Origin of the sequence: Aeromonas sp. QDB18 (assembly GCF_027705325.1) — a bacterium.
GTDB classification, from domain to species: domain Bacteria; phylum Pseudomonadota; class Gammaproteobacteria; order Enterobacterales; family Aeromonadaceae; genus Aeromonas; species Aeromonas caviae.
Genome location: NZ_JAPDBQ010000030.1, coordinates 1 through 21,472, shown reverse-complemented (window position 1 = coordinate 21,472; position 21,472 = coordinate 1). Strand labels below are relative to the sequence as shown.

Here is a 21,472-nt window from a genome sequence, read left to right as displayed (position 1 = left end):
AACCAAGGAAAATCATCATGATGAATATTGTCGTTGTAGGCGGTGGCGCCGGTGGTCTCGAGCTTGCGACCAGCCTGGGCCGCAAGCTGGGCAAGAAGAACAAGGCCAGGATCACCCTGGTGGATCGCAATCGCACCCACCTGTGGAAACCCCTGCTGCACGAAGTGGCCACCGGCTCCATGGATGCGGGCATCGACGCCCTGAGCTACCAGTCCCACGCCAAGAACCACGGCTTCGAATTCCAGCTCGGCAGCCTGACCGACATCAAGCGCGACGAGAAACGCATCGTGCTGGCCCCCATCCACGACGAGAGCGGCGCCCTGGTGGTCAACGAGCGGGAAGTGGCTTACGACATTCTGGTGATGGCCATCGGCTCGGTCTCCAACGACTTCAACACCAAGGGCATCAAGGATCACTGCATCTTCCTGGACAGCCCCTCCCAGGCGCACCGCTTCTACAACAGCATGATGAACCGCTTCCTGCAGTTCGCCACCGAATACCAGCCCGGTGACAAGGTGAAGATCGCCATCGTCGGCGGTGGCGCCACCGGCGTCGAGCTCTCCGCCGAGCTCTACAACGCGGTGGAGCAGCTCTACACCTACGGCTTCAAGAACCTCACCACCGACAGCCTCAAGGTGACCCTGGTGGAAGCGGGCCCCCGCATTCTGCCGGCCCTGCCGGAGCGCATCAGCGGCTCCGCCCATCAGGAGCTGGTGAAACTGGGCGTGGATGTGCGCACCGCCACCATGATCACCGAGGCGACCAGCGATGGTCTGCACACCAAGGATGGGGAGCTGATTGAAGCAGACCTCATGGTGTGGGCCGCGGGCATCAAGGCGCCGGACTTCATGAAGGAGATCGCGGGCCTGGAAACCAACCGCATCAACCAGCTGGTGGTCCACGAGACCCTGCAGACTACCCGGGACGAGAACATCTTCGTCATCGGCGACTGCGCCGCTTGCCCGCAGCCAGACGGCAAGTTCGTGCCGCCCCGCGCCCAGTCCGCCCACCAGATGGCGACCCAGGCGTTCAAGAACATCCTGGCCAAGATGAACGGCGGCGAGATGAAGCCCTACCGTTACCACGATCACGGCTCCCTGGTCTCCTTGAGCCGCTTCTCCACCGTGGGCAGCCTGATGGGCAACCTGATGCGCGGCTCCATGATGGTAGAAGGCTACATCGCGCGCATCGTCTACATCAGCCTGTATCGGATGCACCAGGTCGCCCTGCACGGCTACATCAAGACCGGCCTCATCATGCTGGTGGGCCGCATCAACCGGGTGCTGCGCCCGAGCATGAAGCTGCACTGAGTGCATGGCGGCTGCCGCTGCGAACATCAAAAAGGAGAGGCTTGCCTCTCCTTTTATGGCCGACGCAGGGTGACGCTAGAAACGTCTGCCGTAGTTGAGGGCGAAGAAGTAGAGGGCCGGTGCAGCTGCCGTCGTGTCTGCATCATCAAGGCCCCGCTTTCATCGTGGCCCGGAAGCCCTCTCCCCAGCACCGGTGCCCAAGGTCGCTTTGAGGGGGTAAGTTGCACGACACAGGCCGTATAGATGGCACCTTGATGAACCTGGCGGGCGCTGTGCTTGAAGCCCCTGGCCACGCCGGGCTTATGCTTTGGCCAGCGCCTTGCTACCATGACGGCAACGGTGCTTCGCGCACTCAGCCCAACTCACAGGAGACCTCATGATCCTCTCAACCACCCCCACTCTGGAAGGCAAGACCATTCGCGAGTACCGCGGCATCGTCGTGGGCGAAGCCATCCTCGGCGCCAACATCTTCAAGGATCTGTTCGCCGGCATCCGCGATATCATCGGCGGTCGCTCCGGCGCCTACGAAAAAGAGCTGGCCCGGGCCCGGGAGATCGCCTTCGAGGAGCTCAAGGAGCGTGCCCAGGCGCTGGGGGCCAACGCCGTGGTGGGCATCGACATCGACTACGAGGTGGTGGGCCAGAACGGCAGCATGCTGATGGTCAGCATCAGCGGCACCGCCGTGGTGATCTAGCCCGCCAGTGCCCGGCCCTGCATGGCCAAACGCCCCGTCACAAGCCGACCCCGAGGTCGGCTTTTTGTCGGGTGTGGCGCGCAAAGGTGGGTGCAAGTGAGTGGGGCTCAAGGCCTGAACGTATCGAATGCCCCGATGGTTCTGGGCTGGTCGGGAATGAGAGAAAAAGCGGCCCGGCCCGGAGAAGGTGCGGGAACATGGGGGGGCACAGGGCCTGAAGGTCGGCAAAGTTGTTCAATTTTACTATTCGATAATGAGTTATCGTTTGATATATCTAAACAAAAAATGACCTGTCAGGGGTCGTAGAGCCCAGGTCGGGACGAACATGGCGAGGTGCAGGCGGCACTGTACTCGCATCCCGCCCATAAAAAGAGGTCGCCCGGGCGACCTCTTTGTCGTCTGCAACTTCGCTGCGGATCAGGGCAGGGCATCGGGCCGGAAGGTGTTGCAAGGATCTGTGTCCCTCGTGTCTCAATCGATCAGGGCAATGCATCGGGCCGGAAGCTGGCGCGGATCTGCGGCACCAGGGGGGAGGGGTCGAAGCCTTTCTCCTCCCCGAGCACCGGGTGGAGCAGAGGTTGGTCACGGATGGGGGTGAGGTCCCCCGCCAGCAGTTGCCTTGTGGCCTGCCCCATCTGGTAGAGCTGGCGCACCGGGTCGAACTGGCGGGCGAGATCCAGCCCGTCCCCGGCCCGGGTGAAGGCCATCATGGGGATCTGGTAGCTGGCATCCCGTGGCGGTTTGGCGCCGTGGATACCCTTGCCCGCCGACATCAGGAAGGGCTGGTGGTCCCCGAAGGCCACCACCAGGTAGCGCTTGCCGGAGTTGTCCAGGGTCTTTAGCAGCCGCTCCAGGGAGGCCATGGCATCCACCACCCCGGTGTAGTAGGTGTTGAGCAACTGGGTATCCGCCGGGCTCTGATCCGGGCAGGCGCCGCTGCGCTGCTGGGCCCGGTAGCGATCCCCGTCGAAGGGGCCGTGCCCCTGCATGGTGACCGCGTATGCGAACAGGGGCTGATGGTCCTGGTTGCTGCGTTTGAGCAGGTGATCGATGAGGGCATCGTCGGAGATGTAGAGCCCCTTGTGCTCGAGGGCGCTGAAGCGGGTATCGAACCAGCGCTCCTCATAGCCGAGGGCCGGGATCGCCTTGGCGCGGCCCCAGAACTTCTCCACATAGGGGTGGGCGAACAGGGTCTGGTAGCCGCTTTGGGCTGCACTGCGCGCAAGGCCGGGCACCTTGTCCGAGAGGTAGTAGTAGGGCACCACCCCCTGTTTGAGCAGGCCCACCGGCAGGCCGGTGTTCATCTCGAACTCCGCCAGCACCGTCATGCCGCCCGTGGTGGGGGAGTGGATGGTCTTGCGCCATTGGGCCACGCTGGCGGGCAGGCTCAAGGTGGGGGCGGGGGCGCAGAGACGGCCCTGCCAGTCAAGCCAGAGCGACTCGTATTGCAGCACGATCACCAGATCGAAGCGGGGAGCCCTGGGCTGGGCGGGCAGGCTCAGCTCCGGGGTGCGCTCGTTGATCTGCAAGGGGTAGCGAAACACGTTGCCGCTTTGCAGCATCTCGTCCACCAGGTTGAACAGGTAGAGGCCGGGGCCGGCGCGGATGATGTCCCTGTGGTAGTTCACCGCCCTGTCCACGTAGCGGATGTTGGCCCCGAGCAGCTTGTTGCCGGTCTGGGTGGCGAACACGCAGAGGGCGAAGAAGGCGGCGGTGGCGGCGGCGGTGCGCAGCAAGCCCCGCAGGATCCAGCGGGAGAGGGCGAAGCGCCACACCAGAAAGAGGAGCCCCAGCACGACGAGCACCGGCACCACAGGGTGCTGATCGAGCAGGATGTGCAGCAGGGCCAGCAGGTTGCCCAGATCGTCCCCCCCCAGCGGCACCCCGTAGATGGCGATCTTCATGAAGTTGGCGAGCAGCCCGATGCCCGAGAGGGCGGTGAAGAGCAGCCCCATATAGAGGCTGAAGCCTGCGAGGGCACAGAGGCTCCAGCCCAGCACCATGCTGCCCCAGGCGAGGTAGTAGTGCTCTGGCCGAAAGCCCGACCAGAACAGGAATTCCCCCAGCTTGAACACCACGAAGCCGTGCAGCAGCACGAAGGTGAGGTTGCCAAGCAGCAGGCTGCCTGCCACCCGGGCGCGGTAGCTTCGGCGCAGCCGCGGCAGCAGGGCCTTGAGCACGGCGGCGCTCACCAGCAGCACCAGCAGCAGGCTGGTCATCAGGTAGAGGAGGTTGAAACCGCGCTCCGGCAGGGTCTGGAGGATCTGGCTGTATTCGGCGCTCTCCGGCCTGTCTGCCAGCAGCAGCCCGATGCGCAGCTGGTAGCGGCTGTCCAGGGCGTCGTCGGGGGCGCGCAGGGCGCTGTTGAGGCTCAGGGTGCAGCGCTCCTTGCGGCACTTCTGGCGCTTGTCCACCGCCTGGCTCAGCTGATCGATGCGCACCCCTTTGTCGTTGAGCAGCTCCACCCGCACCTTGTCCCCCTCCTGCAGGGGTTTGAGCAGTTGCCACTGGCTGCGCACCACCAGATAGAAGCCCCGGTTGTCACTTTTGTAGAGCAGGCTGTAGCGATTGAGGGTAGCGATGGGCTGATCCGCCGGGCCCAGAATGAGGGGGGCGGTACGCCCGAGCCAGCTGACGGGGTTGAGCAGCGGCAGGGCGAGGGTCAGCAGCAGCAGGGCGGTCAGCAGACCCAGCAACAGCCCGGCCAGGGGCTGGGAGGCGGGGCGGTGGCCGGTGACGGGGGCATTCATAAGGGCTCATCCTTGGAGCGGTCATGGCAGCGACGACTGCCTCTATTTTGACCCGATGGTGCGTGGCTTGTTCCTTGATGTCAATTTAATGACAACAAGATGAATATTCCGTGATGAGCACTGTGAAGCAATTTGTGATCCCGATCCGCCAGGGGCACTCATTCTGTGATGAAAGCGTCATCATGAGCCTTTGCTGCTGGTCTGGGAGGGGGGCGCTGTTTAGTCTCTCAGTAACGATTGGAGGTACATGTATGAATCCCAAAGTTGCGGCGCGTCAGGCCAGATTGCTCCAGATGCTGGAGAGCAAAGAAGAGATCCGGATCGGGCGGGAGCGGGACTGCCCCCTGCCGCTGCCCCAGCTCGTCCGGCTGACCGAGGATCACCCGGACGTCGTCAAGGTCTACGGTCACGGGCTCACCGCCGAGGTGTTCCATCTCAAGGTGGAGGGGCACCACTGGTGCCTGAAACGCTGCCGCCAGGACTCTCTGGTGGCCAATGTGGACGGCAAGACCGCCTTTCTCACCGAGCTGGAGCGCCGCCGGGAGATAGAGAGCCTGCGGGAGCTGCACCCCACCATCCTCTCCAACGTGGTCTGCACCAGTTTCGGCTCCGCCCGGGCCGGGGTGCTGGTCTCCCCCTGGCTGCGGGGGGAGCCGGTGCGCACGCTCTGCGAGCGCAACCTGGCGCAGATGCTGGCGGTGGAGGCGGAGCTGGCCCGCTGGGGCTGGTTTGACTGGGATCCGAGCCCGGGCAACCTGCTGGATGACGGCCAGCATATCTCGGTGTTCGATTTTGGCTACATGTGGCCCTTCGATCCCCTGCACGAGTTCAATTCCAACGGCCTCACCGATCCCGACTTCCATGTGCCTGAGCGGCTGGAAACCCGCACCCTCTCCGGGCTCTGGCTGGACGAGGCGGATCCCTTGCCGCTGTTTCGCCGCTGGCGCGAGCTCTGCCTCGCCTGGGCCAGGGGAGAGCTGCAATACCTGTCGCGGGAGGGGGCGAGCGCCCCCGTGCTGGCGCGGATGCAGGGACTGGTGGGGGAGTGGAGTGCGGCGCTGGCAAGCGACGAGGCGCTGGCGGCCAACTGGTGGCGCGACATGTACCGCAGCCATCGGCTCGACATCCTGGACGACCTCAGCGGCAAGAGCTGCGGCCCGCTCACCCTGCGCCGCCTCGACTGGCTGGAGCAGGCGGTACGGGAGCACTTCCCGGCCCTGGTGGACAATCTGGCCCCTGACGAAGCGGGGCTCGGTCAGGCCGGGTTGCTGCAACGGCTGGGAGGGTTGCGCGAGCAGATCCGGGCCAATCTGCTGCCCACCCGGGCTACCCTGGTCACCAGCTGATGGTGGAAGAAGAGTGACAAGAGGGGCGCCGCGGCGCCCCTCTTTGCTGAGTGGGGAAGGCCGCCCCGGGTGTGATGGGGCGGAGGAGGCGCGCTGTGTGCCAGCGCCGGGGCGACTCAGTCGAGCAGTTCCCGGTGCAGGCAGTTGACGATGTGGCCCGCCTCGTCCTCTTTGACCAGGAAGCAGAGGTTGTGGGCGCTGGCGCCGTAGCAGATCATCCGGATGTTGTGCTCGCGGATGGCGTCGAACACCTGGCTGCCCACCCCGGCCGCCTCGCTCATGCGGTTGCCGATGAGCGCCACCAGGGCGAAACCGGTCTCCACTTCGACCTTGCACAGCTGGCCGAGCTCCGCCAGCACCTTGTCGTTCAGGATGGGTTCGCCGTTGCTCTGGCTGCCGGTGTGATCCAGGGTCAGGGAGACGCTCACCTCGGAGGTGGTGATGAGATCCACCGAGATGCGGTGACGGGCCAGGATGCCGAACACCTCGGCCAGGAAGCCGTAGGCGTGGAACATGTTGAGGCTGTGCAGGGTCACCAGCACCTGCTGGCGGCGCAGGGCCACGGCCCGGAACAGCGGGTTGCTGCGGGTGGTGGCGCGGATCCAGGTGCCACCGGCGGCGGGATCCTTGGCGGAGCCCACAAACACCGGGATGTCCTGGCGCAGCGCGGGTTGCAGGGTGGCCGGGTGCAGCACCTTGGCGCCGAAGGTGGCCATCTCCGCCGCCTCCACGAAGCTGATTTCGGGGATGGGGCGGGCGCGGGTAACCAGGCGGGGATCCGTGGTGTAGATGCCGGGCACGTCGGTCCAGATCTCGATGCTGCCTGCGTCCAGTGCCTCGGCCAGGAGGGCCGCGCTGTAGTCGGAGCCGCCACGGCCGAGGGTGGTGGTGCGACCATCGCCGTCGGCACCGATGAAGCCCTGGGTGATGACCAGGCTGTCACCCAGCAACGGGCCCACCGCCTGCTGGCAGAGGGCGCGGGTCGCCGCGAGATCCACGGTGGCCTTGCCAAAGCGGCTGTCGGTGCGCAGCAGTTGGCGCGCATCCTGCCACTGGGCCTTGACCCCGCGCTGGTGCAGGAGTTCGGTGAAGAGACGGGTGGACATCAGCTCGCCGCAGGCGATGAGGCGATCGGCGAGTTCGGCGTCGGTGTGCTGACTGGCCTGACGGGCCATGGTGCGAATGTCGCCGAGCTGGGCATGGATGAGGGCGCTCACGTCGCTCGGGTTGCCAAGGGCGGCCAGAATGGCCAGCTGGATGTCGGCAAGACTGGCAAGCTGGGCATCCTGTCCGGCTTCGTCCAGTTCACCCTGAGCCAGGCTCACCAGCAGGTTGGTGACGCCGGCGCTGGCGCTCAGCACCACCACCCGGGTCGCCGGATTGGCCAGCACCACGTCGGCGCAGTGGTTCATGGCCGCGGCATTGGCGACGCTGGTTCCGCCAAACTTGGCGACATTGATCGGGTTCATTGCATACTCCTGTCTCAAGGTGAAAATCCGGTTTCATCGGGCAAATAGAGAGGAGGAGGCAAAAAATGGCAGGAAAACGCGAGGATCCCGGCCAGAAGCACTCCACCTGCAGAGCCCATCCCGTACCCGCCCCAAGTGGGGCGCGGTGTGGGATGACCACTACCGATGACAACCCGGGGGATTCAGCCCCCGCAGCCGACGTGGCGGTGTCCAGTCACTCGCCTCGTCTCGGCGCTGCTCCCCCTGACCCAAGTTCACCGGACACTGGTGTCCTCCCCTGGGCTGCCTGGGCAGCGCTCCTCTTCTGGTGCCACCTGTGACAGGTGGCGTGCATGTACAAATACCTTGGTCTGGATTGCACTGTCAATCGAGTTCGTAAAAAAGAACAAAATTGACGGTAACCAGGCACAAGATCAATCAGTTACGAAATGGTCTTGGACAAAACCTTGGAGCGACGCTGCCAGTTGTAGAAGCGCTGGCGCTCCACCGGCAGATCTTCGACTTCCAGGGGGTCGAAGCCCCGCTCCCGGAACCAGTGGATGGAGCGGGTGGTGAGCACGAACAGGCGACGGATGCCGAGCCGCTTGGCCCGCTCGGCCACCTTGGCGATCAGGGTGTCTCCCCGGTTGGAGTTGCGATACTCCGGGTGGATGGCGACGCAGGCCATCTCGGCCATGGCTTCTTCCATGAAGCAATAGAGCGCGGCGCAGCCGATGATGAGGCCGTCCCGCTCGATGATGGTGAACTTGTCTATCTCCATCTCCAGCTGCTCCCGGGAGCGGCGCACCAGGATCCCTTCCTCCTCCAGCGGACGGATGAGATCCAGGATGCCGCCGATGTCCTCAATGGTGGCGGCCCGGGCCCGCTCGGCGCTTTCGCGCACGATCTGGGTACCCAGCCCCTCGCGGCTGAACAGCTCCTGCAGCATGGCGCCGTCGTCCTGATAGCTCACCAGGTGGGAGCGGGGCACGCCACCCCGGCAGGAAGCGATGGCCGCGCGCAGGTAGCGGGCGGTGCCTGACATCTCTTCCCCCGCCTGCTCCAGCGCCACCAGCAGCTCTTCGGCCTGCTCGGGGAAGAGCTCGGAGATGGCCTCCCCGTGCCTGTCCATTACCCCCTGGGTGCTGCTGAAGCAGATGAGCTTGTCGGCTTTGAGATCCACCGCCACCCGGCGGGCTACCTCTTCCGAGCTCAAGTTGAAGCTCTCGCCGGTGACCGAGCAGCCGATGGGGGAGATGAGCACCAGGCCGTGCTGATCCAGCTGGCGGGTGATCCCCTCCACATCGATGCGACGCACCCGGCCGCTGTGGCAGAAGTCGATGCCGTCATCCACACCCAGCGGCTGGGCGGTGACGAAGTTGCCGCTCACCACGCTGATGCGGGCCCCCTGCATGGGGGTGTTGGCGAGGCCCATGGAGAGCTGGGCGGTGATGTCGTATTGCAGACCGCCGCACACCTGCTTGATGATGGCGAAACTGGCATCGTCGGTGACCCGGATCCGCTTGTGATACTGGGCCTGAATGCCGGCGCGGGCCAGGGCCTCGTCATTTTGCGGGCGCGAACCAAACACCAGCACCAGGCGGATCCCCAAGGTCTGCAGCAGGGCGATGTCGCTGACGATGTTGGCGAAATTGGGGTGACAAATGGCTTCCCCGCCGATCATCAGGACGAAGGTGGCACCCCGGTGCACATTGACATAAGGGGTGGATTGCCGAAAGGCATGGACCAGGCTGGGTTCGCGTTCACGCACGTGTTTCATTCCATAAAAAAGCAGCAATTCGCCCAATATATGAAAATAAATTCACAAATCAAGACTAAATATCGACTTGGTGTTTTTTTGTCGCCATTTTGACCAGTGCGGGCGGGGAGGGGAAGACGCAGGCGAGGGCGGGAGGGTCGCCCCGGGGGCCGCTCCCTGGTTGATCCGGGCTAATAACCTGATATCTTCGGTGTTCCTTTTCGTCAGCCGCATTGCGCGGGGTTTTATACAAGGACAGGGCATATGGAGCAGATTATTTCACCGGCAGAGGCGCTGCCGGGACGGCGGGAAGCGCTGGAGATTGGCCAGGTGCACGCAGTAAACGGCCACCCGACCCAGGGGCCCTGGCCCGAGGGGATGGAGCTTGCCTGGTTCGGCATGGGCTGTTTCTGGGGTGTGGAGCGTCTGTTCTGGCAGCAGCCCGGGGTCTATTCCACCGCCGCCGGGTATCAGGGGGGGCTGACCCCCAATCCCACCTACAAGGAGGTGTGCAGCGGCCTGACCGGCCACGCCGAGACGGTGCAGGTGGTGTTCGATCCCAAGGTCATCAGCTATGGGGATCTCGTCAAGCTGTTCTGGGAACACCATGATCCGGCCCAGGGGATGCGCCAGGGTGGCGACATCGGCACCCAGTATCGCTCCGTCATCTTCGTCGGGGACGACACCCAGGAGGCGATTGCCCAGCAGAGCCTGGCCGCCTACCAGCAGGCCATGACGGCGAGCGGTGACGGGCGCACCATCACCACCCGCATCCTGCCGCTGGCCCCCTTCTACTATGCCGAGGATTATCACCAGCAATATCTGGAGAAGAATCCCGAGGGGTATTGCGGCCTGGGGGGCATCGGCGTCTGCCTGCCTCCCAGCCTGAATCGCTGAGGCGTCATTGCATACCACGGGGGCCATCAGGCCCCCGTGTCATTGTGATGAAAAATAATTGAAAAAAATGCGTCAGGTGGGGAACTAAACTGAACCCTGGCTGACCAACAGGGTAGCGACCACGGATGGTTGCCAAGACCAGACACATTTTTTTGCCCCGAAATTCATTACTCTGACAAGCGCGATGAATTGACAATGCTAGCAAGCAGGGCTGCCCGATGAGGCGGCCCTTTTCATTGGGCGTCCCGCCTCACTCCTCGCCTCATTGCATCTCGTCCCCTTGCCGTCACGGCAGGGATGGGATCAGCCGATGGTGCTGTCGAACAGGTTCTTGATGAGGTCGATGAACTCGATGAGGAAGGCTTGCTGGGCTTCGCTGGGGGCGGACAACCAGACGGCGGAGAGCACCTCTTCCAGGTCGGCGACCACGGCATCGGCTTCCTGCATGATCAGGAAGCGCACCTTGGGGTCGAGCTGGGGGTTCTGCTCGCAGATGGCCATCAGGTTGTCGGCCACCCGGCTGCTCACCAGATCCTCGATGGTCTGGGCACCGCCGCCTTGTTGCTGGCTCTCGAACAGACCCAGACTCTCTACCAGATACTCGATCAGCGCAATGTAACCGTCGCTCTCTACCACCATGATGGCTGCCCTTTCTTCATTGCCTTGGGGAAATGGTGCGTATTTTAGTGGCTGAACCCGTCATGGCAAGCGGCAGTGGAGCCGATGGCGGATAAATTGGACACCGCCGCGCTCCACTGTCTCCAATCCGGTCAGCAGGAAGCCGTGACGCAGGAAGAGGGCGAGGCTGAAGGCGCTCGCCTCCGTGGTGAGGCTGCCAAGCCCCATCTGGCTGGCGGCTGCCAGCACCCGCTCCAGCAGCAGGGTGCCGAGCCCCTGGCGTGGATGATCCGCGCTCACGTAGAGCAGGCTGAGATGACCGTCATCGCTCAGGGTGGCAAAGCCAAGGGGCACATCGTCTTGCTCGATGACCCAACCATGGTGCTCGCGTAACTGGCTGGCAAGCCCCGGGTGATGGGCGCCCCTGGCCCACTGCTCCACATGCTCCGGGCTGTAGTGTGCAGGCCCCAGGCGGCGTACCGACTGCTCGAACAGATCCAGCAGCCTTGGTATGTGCGCCTCCTCGAGGGGGACGATGCGAGGAGAAGAAGGAGACGGCATGGATCAACCCTCCCTGATGGTCGCGCGGGGGGCCTGGGGCCGCTTCGCCCTGGGCAGACCCGCCACCACCCGCTCATAGGAGTGGACTATCCAGCCCTGCCAGAGATCGTCAGACAGGCCTTCACTCAGGGTCACCGTGTTCCAGTGCTGCTTGTTCATGTGCCAGCCCGGTTTCACCTCGGGGTGGATCTCCCGCAGCAGCAGGGCGAGCTCGGGTTCGCACTTCAGGTTGATGGAGAGGGGCTCCGCCTGCCAGTCCACCAGGGCAAACATCTTGCCGGCGATGCGGTAGACCAGGATCTCCGGGCCGAAGGGGGTGTCCTCGGTGGCGCCGGGCTGGCTGAGCAAAAATTCACGCAATTGAATGAGGGTCATGGGGACTCCAGGCTGGTCCGATCATGGTGGAAGCATGTTCACCGGGGTGAGCCTTCTGTTAATATGCGCGCCGAGTATACCCCCCATCACCCCGGGAGCCCATGAGATGTTGTACCACAAGACCTTTGAACTGGGTCCCGATCGGGATTGGGTGGTGTTCGTGCACGGTGCGGGCGGCAGCTCCTCCATCTGGTTCAAGCAGTTGCGGGCCTACCGGGAGCACTTCAACGTGCTGCTGCTGGACCTTCGTGGTCACGGCCAGTCCAACCAGCTGCAGCAGGTGGTAAAGGGGCACTACAGCTTTCGGGCCGTGACCGAGGATATCCTGCGCCTGCTGGATCACCTGCGCATCCCCCACGCCCATTTTGTCGGCATCTCCCTTGGCACCATCCTCATCCGCCACCTGGCGGAGCTTCGCCCCGAGCGGGTCAAGAGCATGGTGCTCGGCGGTGCCATCCTGCGTCTCGACATCCGCTCCCGGGTGCTGGTGCAGCTTGGTCGCCTCGGCCAGCACTTCCTGCCCTACATGTGGCTCTACCGCCTGTTCGCCTTCATCATCATGCCGCGCCAGCACCATCAGGAGTCCCGCAACCTCTTCGTGCGCGAGGCTCGCAAGCTCTGCCAGAAGGAGTTCAAGCGCTGGTTCCGTCTCGCCACCGAGGTGAACCCCCTGATGCGCTACTTTCGCGAGCGGGCCCTGCCCATTCCCACCCTCTACGTGATGGGGGAGGAGGATCACATGTTCCTCGCCCCGGTGCGCGAGCAGGTGGCCCGCGACCCTTACAGTTGCCTCGAAATCATCGAAAAGTGCGGCCACGTCTGCAACGTGGAGCGGCCGGATCACTTCAACCGCCAGTCCTTGGCGTTTCTCTCCCGTCAGGCGGCGTCATCCGCTCTTTGAAGCCCGACAAGGGCCTCAGATGAAGTAGTGGCCAATCTCCAGATAGCGCTGGCGGATGTGCTCGATGAGCAGCCTTATCTTGCGCGGCGGCTGGCGGGTGAAGGGGTAGACGGCGTAGATGCCGAGCTTCTTCCCCACCCGGTCGGGAAACAAGTCCACCAGATCCCCCTGAATCAGGTCGTGATAGACCAGACAGCGCGGCACATAGACGATGCCGCGTCCCCCCAGCGCCGCCTTGCGCAGGGCGCCGGCGTTGTCGGTTGAAAAGCTCCCCGACACCGACACCAGATAGTTGCCCTCTTCCCCCTTGAAGGCCCACTCCGAGGCCCCCGTGCTCTGGTAGGCGTAGCGCAGGCAGTTGTGGGTGAGCAAATCCGACGGCTCCCGCGGTGCCCCGAAGCGGCGCACATAGGCGGGGGCGGCGCAGATGACCCACTGGGAGTCGAGAATGTGGCGGGCAATCAGGCTCGAGTCATCCAGATAGCCGGTGCGAATGACCAGATCGAACCCCTCTTCCACCAGGTTGACGAAGCGGTTGTCCAGCGACATCTCCACCGTGAGCCCCGGGTGCTGCTGGCAAAAATCGGCCACCGCATCGGCCAGCAGCAGTTCGCCGGAGATGGTGGGCACCGACATCCGCACATGACCGCTCACCTTTTCACCAAATCCCGCCACCGCGTCGAAGGCGTCCAGTGCGGCGGCCTTCACATTTTTGGCACCTTGATAGAGCGCCTTGCCCGCCTCGCTCAGGGTGAGCCGGCGGGTGGTGCGATAGAGGAGCTGCACCCCGAGCTCCTCCTCAAGACGCCCGATCCGCTTGCTAACCACTGAATTTGTAAGGAAATTTTGTTCAGCTACCTTGCTGAAGGAGCCGGCCTCCACCACCTGGGCGAAGAGGATGAGGTCGTCGGTACTGGCCATATTGATCAACTTTTGGAACGAATGTTGTTCATTATTTCCATATATCGCGAAAAAGGAACAGGGTAAGGTCACGTCCGCTTAACAAAACAACAACAAGGTGCGCCTCTGCACCCCTCTGGACAAGGACGCAATGATGACAGACACCCTGCTGGCCCTGGTGGCCTTCTCGCCGATCCTGGTGGCCGCCGTGCTGCTGGTCGGCCTCAACTGGCCCGCCAAGCGCGCCATGCCCGTCGCCTTCCTGTTGACCGTGTTCATCGCCCTCTGGGGCTGGCAGATGAGCCCGACCCGGGTCTTCGCCTCCACCCTGCAGGGGCTGGTGATCACGGTGACCGTGCTCTGGATCGTGTTCGGCGCCATCCTGATGCTCAATACCCTCAAACACACCGGTGCCATCACCGCCATTCGCGGCGGTTTTACCAACATCTCGCCGGACAGGCGCATCCAGGCCATCATCATCGCCTGGTGCTTCGGCGCCTTTATCGAAGGGGCCTCGGGCTTTGGCACTCCGGCCGCCATCGCCGCGCCGCTGCTGGTGGCCATCGGCTTTCCGGCGCTCGCCGCCGTGCTGCTCGGCATGATGATCCAGTCCACCCCGGTGTCGTTCGGCGCGGTGGGCACCCCCATCCTGGTGGGTATCAACAAGGGGCTGGATAACCAGGCCATCGGCCAGACCCTGAGCGCCGGTGGCAGCAGCTGGGACATCTACCTGCAGCAGGTGACCACCAACGTGGCCCTCATTCACGCCACCGTCGGCACCCTGATGCCGGTGCTGATGGTGATGATGCTGACCCGCTTCTTCGGCCGCAACCGCAGCTGGACCGAGGGGCTCTCCATCCTGCCCTTCGCGATTTTCGCCGGGCTCGCCTTCACCGTCCCCTATGCCCTCACCGGCATGCTGCTCGGCCCCGAGTTCCCGTCCCTCATCGGCGGTCTGGTGGGGCTGGCCCTGGTGGTGACGGCGGCGCGAGCCGGTTTTCTGGTGCCCAAGAACTCCTGGGATTTCGCCCCCGAGAACGAGTGGCCCGCCGAGTGGCTGGGCTCCCTCAAGCTCGATCTCAAAGAGGCCGCCGGTCGCCCCATGTCGCTCATGCTGGCCTGGCTCCCCTATGTGGCGCTGGCGCTCCTGCTGGTGGCGAGCCGGGTGAGCCCGGCATTCAAGGCCAGCCTCCTGTCGGTGAGCCTCGCCTTCACGGACCTTTTGGGGGAGAAGGGGGTCAGCGCCTCCATTGAGCCACTCTACCTGCCGGGGGGCCTGCTGGTGCTCTGCGCCCTGCTCGCCACCTGGCTGCAATCGCGCTCCCTCGCCCCCTTCGGTCGGGCGCTGGGGGAGTCCAGCCGCACCCTGATCGGCGCCGGCTTCGTGCTGATTTTCACCGTGCCCATGGTGCGCATCTTCATCAACTCCGGCGTCAACGGGGTGGATCTCGCCAGCATGCCGGTGACCACCGCCAACTTTGCCGCCGGGCTGGTGGGGGAGTTCTTCCCTGCGCTCAGCGCCACCATCGGCGCGCTGGGGGCCTTCATCGCCGGCTCCAACACGGTATCGAACATGATGTTCAGCCAGTTCCAGTTTGAAGTGGCCCAGACCCTGGGGGTCTCCACCGCCGCCATGCTGGCCCTGCAGGCAGTCGGCGCCGCCGCGGGCAACATGATCGCCATTCACAACGTGGTGGCGGCGTCGGCCACCGTGGGGCTGCTCGGTCGTGAGGGGGCGACGCTGCGCAAGACGGCGCTGCCGACCCTCTACTACCTGCTGGTCACCGGCCTTATCGGGCTGGCGCTCATGTACAGCTTCCACATCTCGGACGCACTGCTGCAGCTCAAGTAAGGAGAGCAAGTGATGAAGGTAATGCGGGTCTACCCGGCCAAGCCGGCCGATGTCTATCTCTACGCCACCTGTCTGGTGGACCTGTTCGACCCGGTGGCGGGGCTCGATGCCATCGCCCTGATCGAGCGGGAAGGGATAAGGGTGCACTTTGTCGAGAAACAGACCTGCTGCGGGCAGCCGGCCTACACCTCGGGTCATGAGGAGGAGGCGCGCAAGGTGGCGCAAAGCCAGATGGCGCTCTTCCCCGAGCCCTGGCCGGTGGTGGTGCTGTCGGGCTCCTGCGGCGGCATGATGCACCACCACTACCGCCGCCTCTTCCCCGAGAGCCCCGAGGTGGCCGATTTTTGCGATCGGGTGTTCGAGCTCACCGAGTTTCTGGCCCGGATCTGCCGGGTGCGCTGGCACGGGGTGGGGGAGGCGAGCATCGTCATGCACACCTCCTGCTCGGCCCGGCGCGAGATGCAGGTACACACCACGGCCCGCAGCCTGCTGGGGCAGCTCGATGGCGTCACCTTGCATGAACAGGCCTACGAGAGCGAGTGCTGCGGCTTTGGCGGCACCTTCTCGGTGCGCCACCCCCACATCAGCCAGGCCATGGTGGAGGACAAGACCCGCCACCTGCTGGCCACCGGCGCCGACACCCTGGTGAGCGCCGACTGGGGGTGCCTCTTGAACATCAAGGGATCCCTGGCCTATCAGGGCAGGATCTTGCCTGCCACCCACCTGGCGAGCTTCCTGCTCGCCCACAGCCGCCCCGACAGTGACGAAATAGCTCATAACGGCGCCGCTGTTAGCGATTTGGCTCATACCAAAGAGGCCCAGCCCCATGTCTGATCACGCCAAGTATTCGCCGCGCCGCTTCCATCCTCAGGCCGAGGCGGCCCTGGCCGACCCGGTGCTGCGCCAGAATTTTCGCGGCGCCATGGATTACCTGCGCGCCAAGCGCCGGGATGCCTTCGCCGACCCGCAGGAAGAAGCGGCGGTGCGCGATGCGGCGGAGCAGATCCGCCAGCGCTGCCTCTCGCGTCTGCCGGACCTGCTGGAGCAGCTCGAAGCCAACTGCGAGCGCAACGGCATCCGGGTGCACTGGGCCCAGACGCCGGCCGAGGCCAACGCCATCATCCTCGGTATCGCCCGAAAAAACGGGGTGAGCAGCATCGTCAAGGGCAAGTCCATGGTGAGCGAGGAGGTAGGCTTCAACCACGAGATGGCGCGCCACGGCATCCGCTGCCTTGAGAGCGACATGGGGGAGTTTATCGTCCAGCTCGACGGCGACACCCCGTCCCACATCATCATGCCCGCCATCCACAAGAACAAGCAGGAGGTGAGCGACACCTTCGCAAGCAACCTGGAAGGCTTCACCCCCACCACGGACGTGGACGCCCTGATCCAGACCGGGCGGCGGGCCCTGCGCGAAGAGTTTCGCCGCGCCGGCATGGGGCTCTCCGGCGTCAACTTCGCGGTGGCCGAGACCGGCAGCCTGTGTCTCGTCGAGAACGAGGGCAACGGGCGTATGTGCACCACGGTGCCGAAAGTGCACGTGGCCATCACCGGCATCGAGAAGGTGGTGGAGTGCTTATCCGACGTGCCGCCCCTCTACAGCGCCCTGACCCGCTCGGCCACCGGTCAGGCCATCACCACCTACTTCAACGTCATCAGCGGCCCGCGCCGGGCAGGGGAGCTGGACGGCCCGGACGAGGTACACCTGGTATTGCTCGACAACGGCCGCAGCCAGGCTTACCGGGATGAGGAGCTGCGCAAGACATTGCAGTGCATCCGCTGCGGCGCCTGCATGAACCACTGCCCGGTCTACACCCGCATCGGTGGCCACGCCTACGGCACCATCTACCCGGGCCCCATCGGCAAAATCATCTCCCCCCACCTGCTGGGGCTGGAAAGCACGAGCGATCTGGTGACGGCCTCGAGCCTGTGCGGTGCCTGCGGCGAGGTGTGCCCGGTGCGCATCCCCATTCCCGATATGTTGCAGCGCCTGCGCCGGGAGGCCAAGCACGACGCACAGCCCGGTCACGAACCGCTGGCGGGGCAGGGGGCGGCCAAAAGCCGGCTCGAGACCCTCGCCATGCAGGGCTTTGCCTTTGCCGCCACCCACCCGCGCCTCTACCACGCCGCAACCGGGGTGGCCGGTCGCCTGCGGGGCTTGATGCCCAAACACCTGGGCCCCTGGACCCAGTGCCGCGAAGCCCCCCAACCCGCCCCCCAGAGCCTGCACGCCCTGCTGCGCCAGAAGAAGAAGGAGTCCTGAGATGTCGAGCAAAGAGGCCATATTAAGCCGCCTGCGCGGTGCAGCCACCCCCATTGCCCACGCACCACACGCCTGGCAGCCCTGGCGCGGGGAGGATGAACAGGCGCGGCGCGAGCGCTTTCTTGGCATGATCACCGCCAGCCACGCCGAGATCCTCACCGTCAAGGAGGCAAATCTTGCCCGGGATCTGAGCGCCTGGCTGGAAGAAGAAGGCGTGACGCATCTGGCCTGTGGCCAGGGCGGCCGCTGGCAGGCGGCGGTCGCGGCCGCCTGCGCTGGGCGCTCTGTGCTGACCCCGGCGGGGGAGTTCGCCGGCTGGAAGGACGATCTGTTCGACGCCTGTCAGGCGGGCATCACCCACTGCGCGGGGGCCATCGCCGATACCGGCACGCTCGTGTTGCTGCCCGATGGTGGCGAGCCGCGCACCTTATCCCTGGTCCCCCCCTGCCATATCGCCCTGCTGGCGGCCTCCACCATCGCCGACAACCTGGCGGGGCTGGTGGCGGCCGGGCGCTGGCAGCAGGCCATGCCCACCAACCTGCTGCTGGTTTCCGGCCCCTCCAAGACCGCCGACATCCAGCAGACCCTGGCCTACGGCGCCCACGGCCCGAGTCGCCTCTTGGTGGTGCTGGTGGAGGATTGCTGATGGGCTGGAATGAATTTGACGCTGCCGTGCTCGCGCGTATTCCACCGGAGCGGCTGGTGAGCGACCCGGATCTTCGGCTGGCCCACGGCACGGACGCGAGCTTCTACCGGCTGGTGCCCGAGCGCATCGTGCGCCTCGACTCCCTCGAGGAGGTGCGCTTCGTGCTCGGAGTGTGCCGCGAATTGAACCTGCCGTGCACCTTTCGCGCCGCCGGCACCAGCCTCTCGGGCCAGGCCCTGAGCGATTCGGTACTCATCACCCTGACCGACAGCTGGCGCGGCCATCGCATTCTGGACGAGGGGGCCCGCATCGCCCTGCAACCCGGGGTGATCGGCGCCGATGCCAACCGCTATCTGGCGCCCCTGGGGCGCAAGATTGGGCCGGATCCCGCCTCCATCAACGCCTGCAAGCTCGGCGGCATCGCCGCCAACAACGCGAGCGGCATGTGCTGCGGCACCGCCCACAACAGCTATCACACCTTGCACGCCATGACCCTGCTGCTGGCCGATGGCACCGTGCTGGACAGCAGCGATCCCCACAGCCGCGCCGCCTTTGCGGCCAGGCGCCCAGAGCTGCTCACGGGGCTCGCCGCCCTGCGCGCCGAGGTGCTGGCGAACGCCGAGCTTGCCGCCAAGATCCGCCACAAGTACCGGCTCAAGAACACCACCGGCTACGCCATCAATGCCCTGCTCGACCATGAGGACCCCGTCGATATCCTCACCCACCTGATGATTGGCTCGGAGGGGACCCTCGGCTTTATCGCCGAGGTGGTGCTCGATACCGTGCCGGAATACCCCTACAAGGCCTCGGCCCTGCTGGTGTTTCGGGACGCCGAGCAGGCCTGTCTGGCCACCTCGCGCCTGAAAAGTGCGCCGGTGGCGGCGGTGGAGCTGATGGATGGGCGCTCCCTTCGCTCGGTCGCGGGCAAGCCCGGCCTGCCGGACTTTATCAAGACCCTGGACCTGGCTGCCTGCGCCCTGCTTGTGGAGGTGCATGGGGAATCGAAAGAGGAGCTGGTGGATCGCTGCGAGCAGGTGACGGCCATGGCCGCCGAGTTCGCCCAGGTCGCCTCTGTGCCATTTACCAGCGACAGCGCCGGGCTCTGGGCCATTCGCAAGGGGCTCTTCCCGGCGGTGGGGGCGGTGCGCACCACGGGCACCACAGTCATCATCGAGGATGTCGCCTTTCCCATCGAGCGTCTGGCCGAAGGGGTAGCGGGGCTGCAGCAACTGTTCGATCGCTTCGAATACGGTGAAGCCATCATCTTCGGCCACGCGCTGGAGGGGAACCTGCACTTCGTCTTTACCCAAGGCTTTGATGATCCGGCCCAGGTGGCCCGCTACGGTGCCTTTATGGATGCGGTGGCCGAACTCGTCGCGGTACGCTTTGGCGGGTCCCTCAAGGCCGAGCACGGCACCGGCCGCAACATGGCCCCCTATGTGGAGCTGGAATGGGGGCCGGAGGGGATGGCGCTGATGCGCCGCATCAAGGCGCTGCTTGACCCCGATGGCCTACTCAATCCCGGTGTCATCATCAACGACGACCCCAAGGCCCACCTGGCCCACCTCAAGCCCATGCCGGCGAGCGATGCCATCGTCGATCCCTGCATCGAATGCGGCTTTTGCGAAGCGGTCTGCCCCTCGCGCACTCTGTCGCTCTCACCACGCCAGCGCATCGTACTCTACCGCGAACTGGCCCGCCGCAATCGTGCCGATGAGCCCTCCAACCAGCTGGCCCGGCTGTTTGACTATCAGGGCATCGATACCTGCGCCGCGACCGGGCTCTGCGCCGATCGCTGCCCGGTGGGCATCAATACCGGCAGCCTGATCAAGAAATTGCGCCACGAAAAGTACAGTCGCTTCGTGCCCATCGCCCGCTGGAGCGCCGATCACTTCGCCGGTGTCACTCGCACCGCCCGCGGGGCCCTCGGCCTCAAAGCCATTGCCGGCAAGGTATTGGGGGAGAAAGCGCTGGCAGGTCTGGTGAACGGGGTTCGCCATCTGAGCGGCCAGCGCACACCCGCCTGGCTGCCGACCCTGCCGGGGCTGAGCCGCTACCAGTGGCCGCAAGGGGAGGGGAGCCATAGCGGATCCAGCGAGGACATTGGAGGGGATCGCACCGTGGTTTATCTGCCTTCCTGCGCGAGCCGGGTATTCGGCCAGCAGGAGGAAGCCCCGTCACTGCCGGACGTTGTGTACTCCCTGCTCAATAAAGCGGGTTGCCGGGTGATAGTGCCGGCGAGAGTTGAGGGGCTCTGCTGCGGCATGCCCTATGACAGCAAGGGGATGGCAGAGGTCGCTGAGGCCAAGCGTAATGAGCTGGCCGAGGCCTTGTGGCAGGCAAGCGAGCAGGGGCGTTGGCCCGTGTTACTTGACACCAGCCCCTGCGTACAGCGGCTGCTCTCGGGGGAGATCGGCAAGGGCCTTCGGGTGTTTGAGCCCTCCGCCTTTGTGCTGGAACACCTGCTGCCCCACCTTGAGCTGACCCCCATCGATGAGACAGTGATGCTCCATATCACCTGTAGCAGCCGGCGCATGGGGCTCGGCGATAAGATGCTGGCGCTGGCCCGCGCCTGCGCCCGCGAGGTGATCGTGCCTGAGCATATCCAGTGCTGCGGCTTTGCCGGTGACAAGGGGCTGATGACCCCGGAGCTCAACGCCGCCGCCCTCGCCAGCCTGCCCGCCCAGGTCCCCAGCGATTGCCGCCAGGGTTTCAGCAACAGCCGCACCTGCGAAATGGGGCTCAGCCAGCACGCCGGCATTCCCTATCACAGCATCCTCTATCTGGTGGATCAGGCGGCGAAATAAATAACCCCCCGGCAGAATATATGCTGCCAGGGGGTATTGGATGGATATGTACATACAGTAAGTGGAGTGTACACGCATCGATTACAATTTACACAGCAAAGTAAGTGGGTGTTTCTCTTGGCTTGAGACCACGGTTACAGTTATCTTATTTTTGCTTGGAATTCAGGGAAATTACTTAATGCATCAAATGCAGAAAAAACACTCCAGCCATGTTTTCTCAACACGTGAGAAGTCGTCATGTTTATCAACACGGCGACCTTTCGTCTAGGGAAGGTGCGAATAAGTCATATGGCACAAGAGCATTTACTGGTAACCCATTGATATTAAATGACTAAAATTTTCATT

17 protein-coding genes and 1 riboswitch are annotated in these 21,472 nt (G+C 64.5%); of the genes, 10 read left to right on the top strand and 7 right to left on the bottom strand.

Annotation, left to right across the window (positions count from 1 at the left end):
- Positions 1–17: 17 nt before the first annotated feature.
- Positions 18–1,310: an NAD(P)/FAD-dependent oxidoreductase gene (locus tag OKC30_RS07100; protein ID WP_160837669.1), complete on the top strand. Its 1,293-nt coding sequence runs from the start codon at positions 18–20 to the stop codon at positions 1,308–1,310.
- Positions 1,311–1,686: 376 nt separating this feature from the next.
- Positions 1,687–2,004: a heavy metal-binding domain-containing protein gene (locus OKC30_RS07095; protein WP_010674360.1), complete on the top strand. Its 318-nt coding sequence runs from the start codon at positions 1,687–1,689 to the stop codon at positions 2,002–2,004.
- 479 nt (positions 2,005–2,483) lie between these two features.
- Here OKC30_RS07095 and OKC30_RS07090 read toward each other — a convergent pair whose 3' ends face one another.
- On the bottom strand, positions 2,484–4,754 hold the full coding sequence (locus OKC30_RS07090) for an LTA synthase family protein (RefSeq protein ID WP_160837667.1): 2,271 nt from the start codon (positions 4,752–4,754) through the stop codon (positions 2,484–2,486).
- A 251-nt stretch (positions 4,755–5,005) separates the two neighbouring features.
- On the opposite strand from OKC30_RS07090, the gene OKC30_RS07085 reads away from it, so the two are divergent.
- The gene (locus OKC30_RS07085; RefSeq protein ID WP_010674362.1) at positions 5,006–6,100 is read left to right on the top strand and encodes a hypothetical protein; all 1,095 of its coding nucleotides are present in this window, start codon (positions 5,006–5,008) and stop codon (positions 6,098–6,100) included.
- 116 nt (positions 6,101–6,216) lie between these two features.
- On the opposite strand, the gene lysC is transcribed toward OKC30_RS07085, so the two are convergent.
- Together lysC and argA are read right to left on the bottom strand one after the other, a co-directional pair.
- Positions 6,217–7,569: a lysine-sensitive aspartokinase 3 gene (gene lysC / locus OKC30_RS07080; protein ID WP_128297322.1), complete on the bottom strand. Its 1,353-nt coding sequence runs from the start codon at positions 7,567–7,569 to the stop codon at positions 6,217–6,219.
- An 87-nt stretch (positions 7,570–7,656) separates the two neighbouring features.
- Positions 7,657–7,881: riboswitch (Lysine riboswitch) on the bottom strand.
- Positions 7,882–7,990: 109 nt separating this feature from the next.
- A complete protein-coding gene (argA, locus tag OKC30_RS07075; protein WP_041215931.1) occupies positions 7,991–9,319 on the bottom strand; it encodes an amino-acid N-acetyltransferase in 1,329 nt (442 codons plus the stop codon).
- A 252-nt stretch (positions 9,320–9,571) separates the two neighbouring features.
- On the opposite strand from argA, the gene msrA reads away from it, so the two are divergent.
- Positions 9,572–10,204 (top strand): peptide-methionine (S)-S-oxide reductase MsrA, encoded by a 633-nt coding sequence (msrA, locus tag OKC30_RS07070; protein ID WP_010674365.1) that lies wholly within the window; start codon positions 9,572–9,574, stop codon positions 10,202–10,204.
- Positions 10,205–10,507: 303 nt separating this feature from the next.
- Here the strand turns inward: msrA and OKC30_RS07065 are convergent, their stop codons facing one another.
- Genes OKC30_RS07065 through OKC30_RS07055 form a run of 3 tightly spaced genes read right to left on the bottom strand, consistent with a single transcriptional unit; the run spans position 10,508 to position 11,758 of the window.
- Positions 10,508–10,843, bottom strand: a complete 336-nt coding sequence (locus OKC30_RS07065; RefSeq protein WP_041215402.1) for a DUF3802 family protein — start codon at positions 10,841–10,843, stop codon at positions 10,508–10,510.
- Between the two features lie 60 nt (positions 10,844–10,903).
- Entirely contained in the window at positions 10,904–11,383 is a 480-nt protein-coding gene (locus tag OKC30_RS07060) for a GNAT family N-acetyltransferase (protein WP_160837665.1), read from the bottom strand.
- A gap of 3 nt (positions 11,384–11,386) precedes the next feature.
- Positions 11,387–11,758 (bottom strand): MmcQ/YjbR family DNA-binding protein, encoded by a 372-nt coding sequence (locus OKC30_RS07055; RefSeq protein ID WP_270809581.1) that lies wholly within the window; start codon positions 11,756–11,758, stop codon positions 11,387–11,389.
- Positions 11,759–11,864: 106 nt separating this feature from the next.
- Here OKC30_RS07055 and OKC30_RS07050 point away from each other — a divergent pair, with 106 nt between their 5' ends.
- Positions 11,865–12,659: an alpha/beta fold hydrolase gene (locus OKC30_RS07050; protein WP_160837663.1), complete on the top strand. Its 795-nt coding sequence runs from the start codon at positions 11,865–11,867 to the stop codon at positions 12,657–12,659.
- A gap of 15 nt (positions 12,660–12,674) precedes the next feature.
- Here OKC30_RS07050 and OKC30_RS07045 read toward each other — a convergent pair whose 3' ends face one another.
- On the bottom strand, positions 12,675–13,652 hold the full coding sequence (locus OKC30_RS07045; protein ID WP_270662762.1) for a LysR family transcriptional regulator: 978 nt from the start codon (positions 13,650–13,652) through the stop codon (positions 12,675–12,677).
- 61 nt (positions 13,653–13,713) lie between these two features.
- Here OKC30_RS07045 and OKC30_RS07040 point away from each other — a divergent pair, with 61 nt between their 5' ends.
- Genes OKC30_RS07040 through OKC30_RS07020 form a run of 5 tightly spaced genes read left to right on the top strand, consistent with a single transcriptional unit; the run spans position 13,714 to position 21,127 of the window.
- Positions 13,714–15,411 (top strand): L-lactate permease, encoded by a 1,698-nt coding sequence (locus tag OKC30_RS07040; protein WP_160837675.1) that lies wholly within the window; start codon positions 13,714–13,716, stop codon positions 15,409–15,411.
- A 12-nt stretch (positions 15,412–15,423) separates the two neighbouring features.
- Positions 15,424–16,245 (top strand): (Fe-S)-binding protein, encoded by an 822-nt coding sequence (locus OKC30_RS07035; RefSeq protein WP_010674372.1) that lies wholly within the window; start codon positions 15,424–15,426, stop codon positions 16,243–16,245.
- Positions 16,238–17,674 (top strand): LutB/LldF family L-lactate oxidation iron-sulfur protein, encoded by a 1,437-nt coding sequence (locus tag OKC30_RS07030; RefSeq protein ID WP_270809580.1) that lies wholly within the window; start codon positions 16,238–16,240, stop codon positions 17,672–17,674. The genes OKC30_RS07035 and OKC30_RS07030 overlap by 8 nt, the downstream gene beginning before the upstream one ends.
- A 1-nt stretch (position 17,675) precedes the next feature.
- On the top strand, positions 17,676–18,320 hold the full coding sequence (locus OKC30_RS07025) for a LutC/YkgG family protein (RefSeq protein WP_160837657.1): 645 nt from the start codon (positions 17,676–17,678) through the stop codon (positions 18,318–18,320).
- Complete coding sequence (locus tag OKC30_RS07020) at positions 18,320–21,127, top strand: FAD-binding and (Fe-S)-binding domain-containing protein (RefSeq protein WP_270662764.1); 2,808 nt, start codon at positions 18,320–18,322, stop codon at positions 21,125–21,127. The genes OKC30_RS07025 and OKC30_RS07020 overlap by 1 nt, the downstream gene beginning before the upstream one ends.
- Positions 21,128–21,472: the final 345 nt, after the last annotated feature.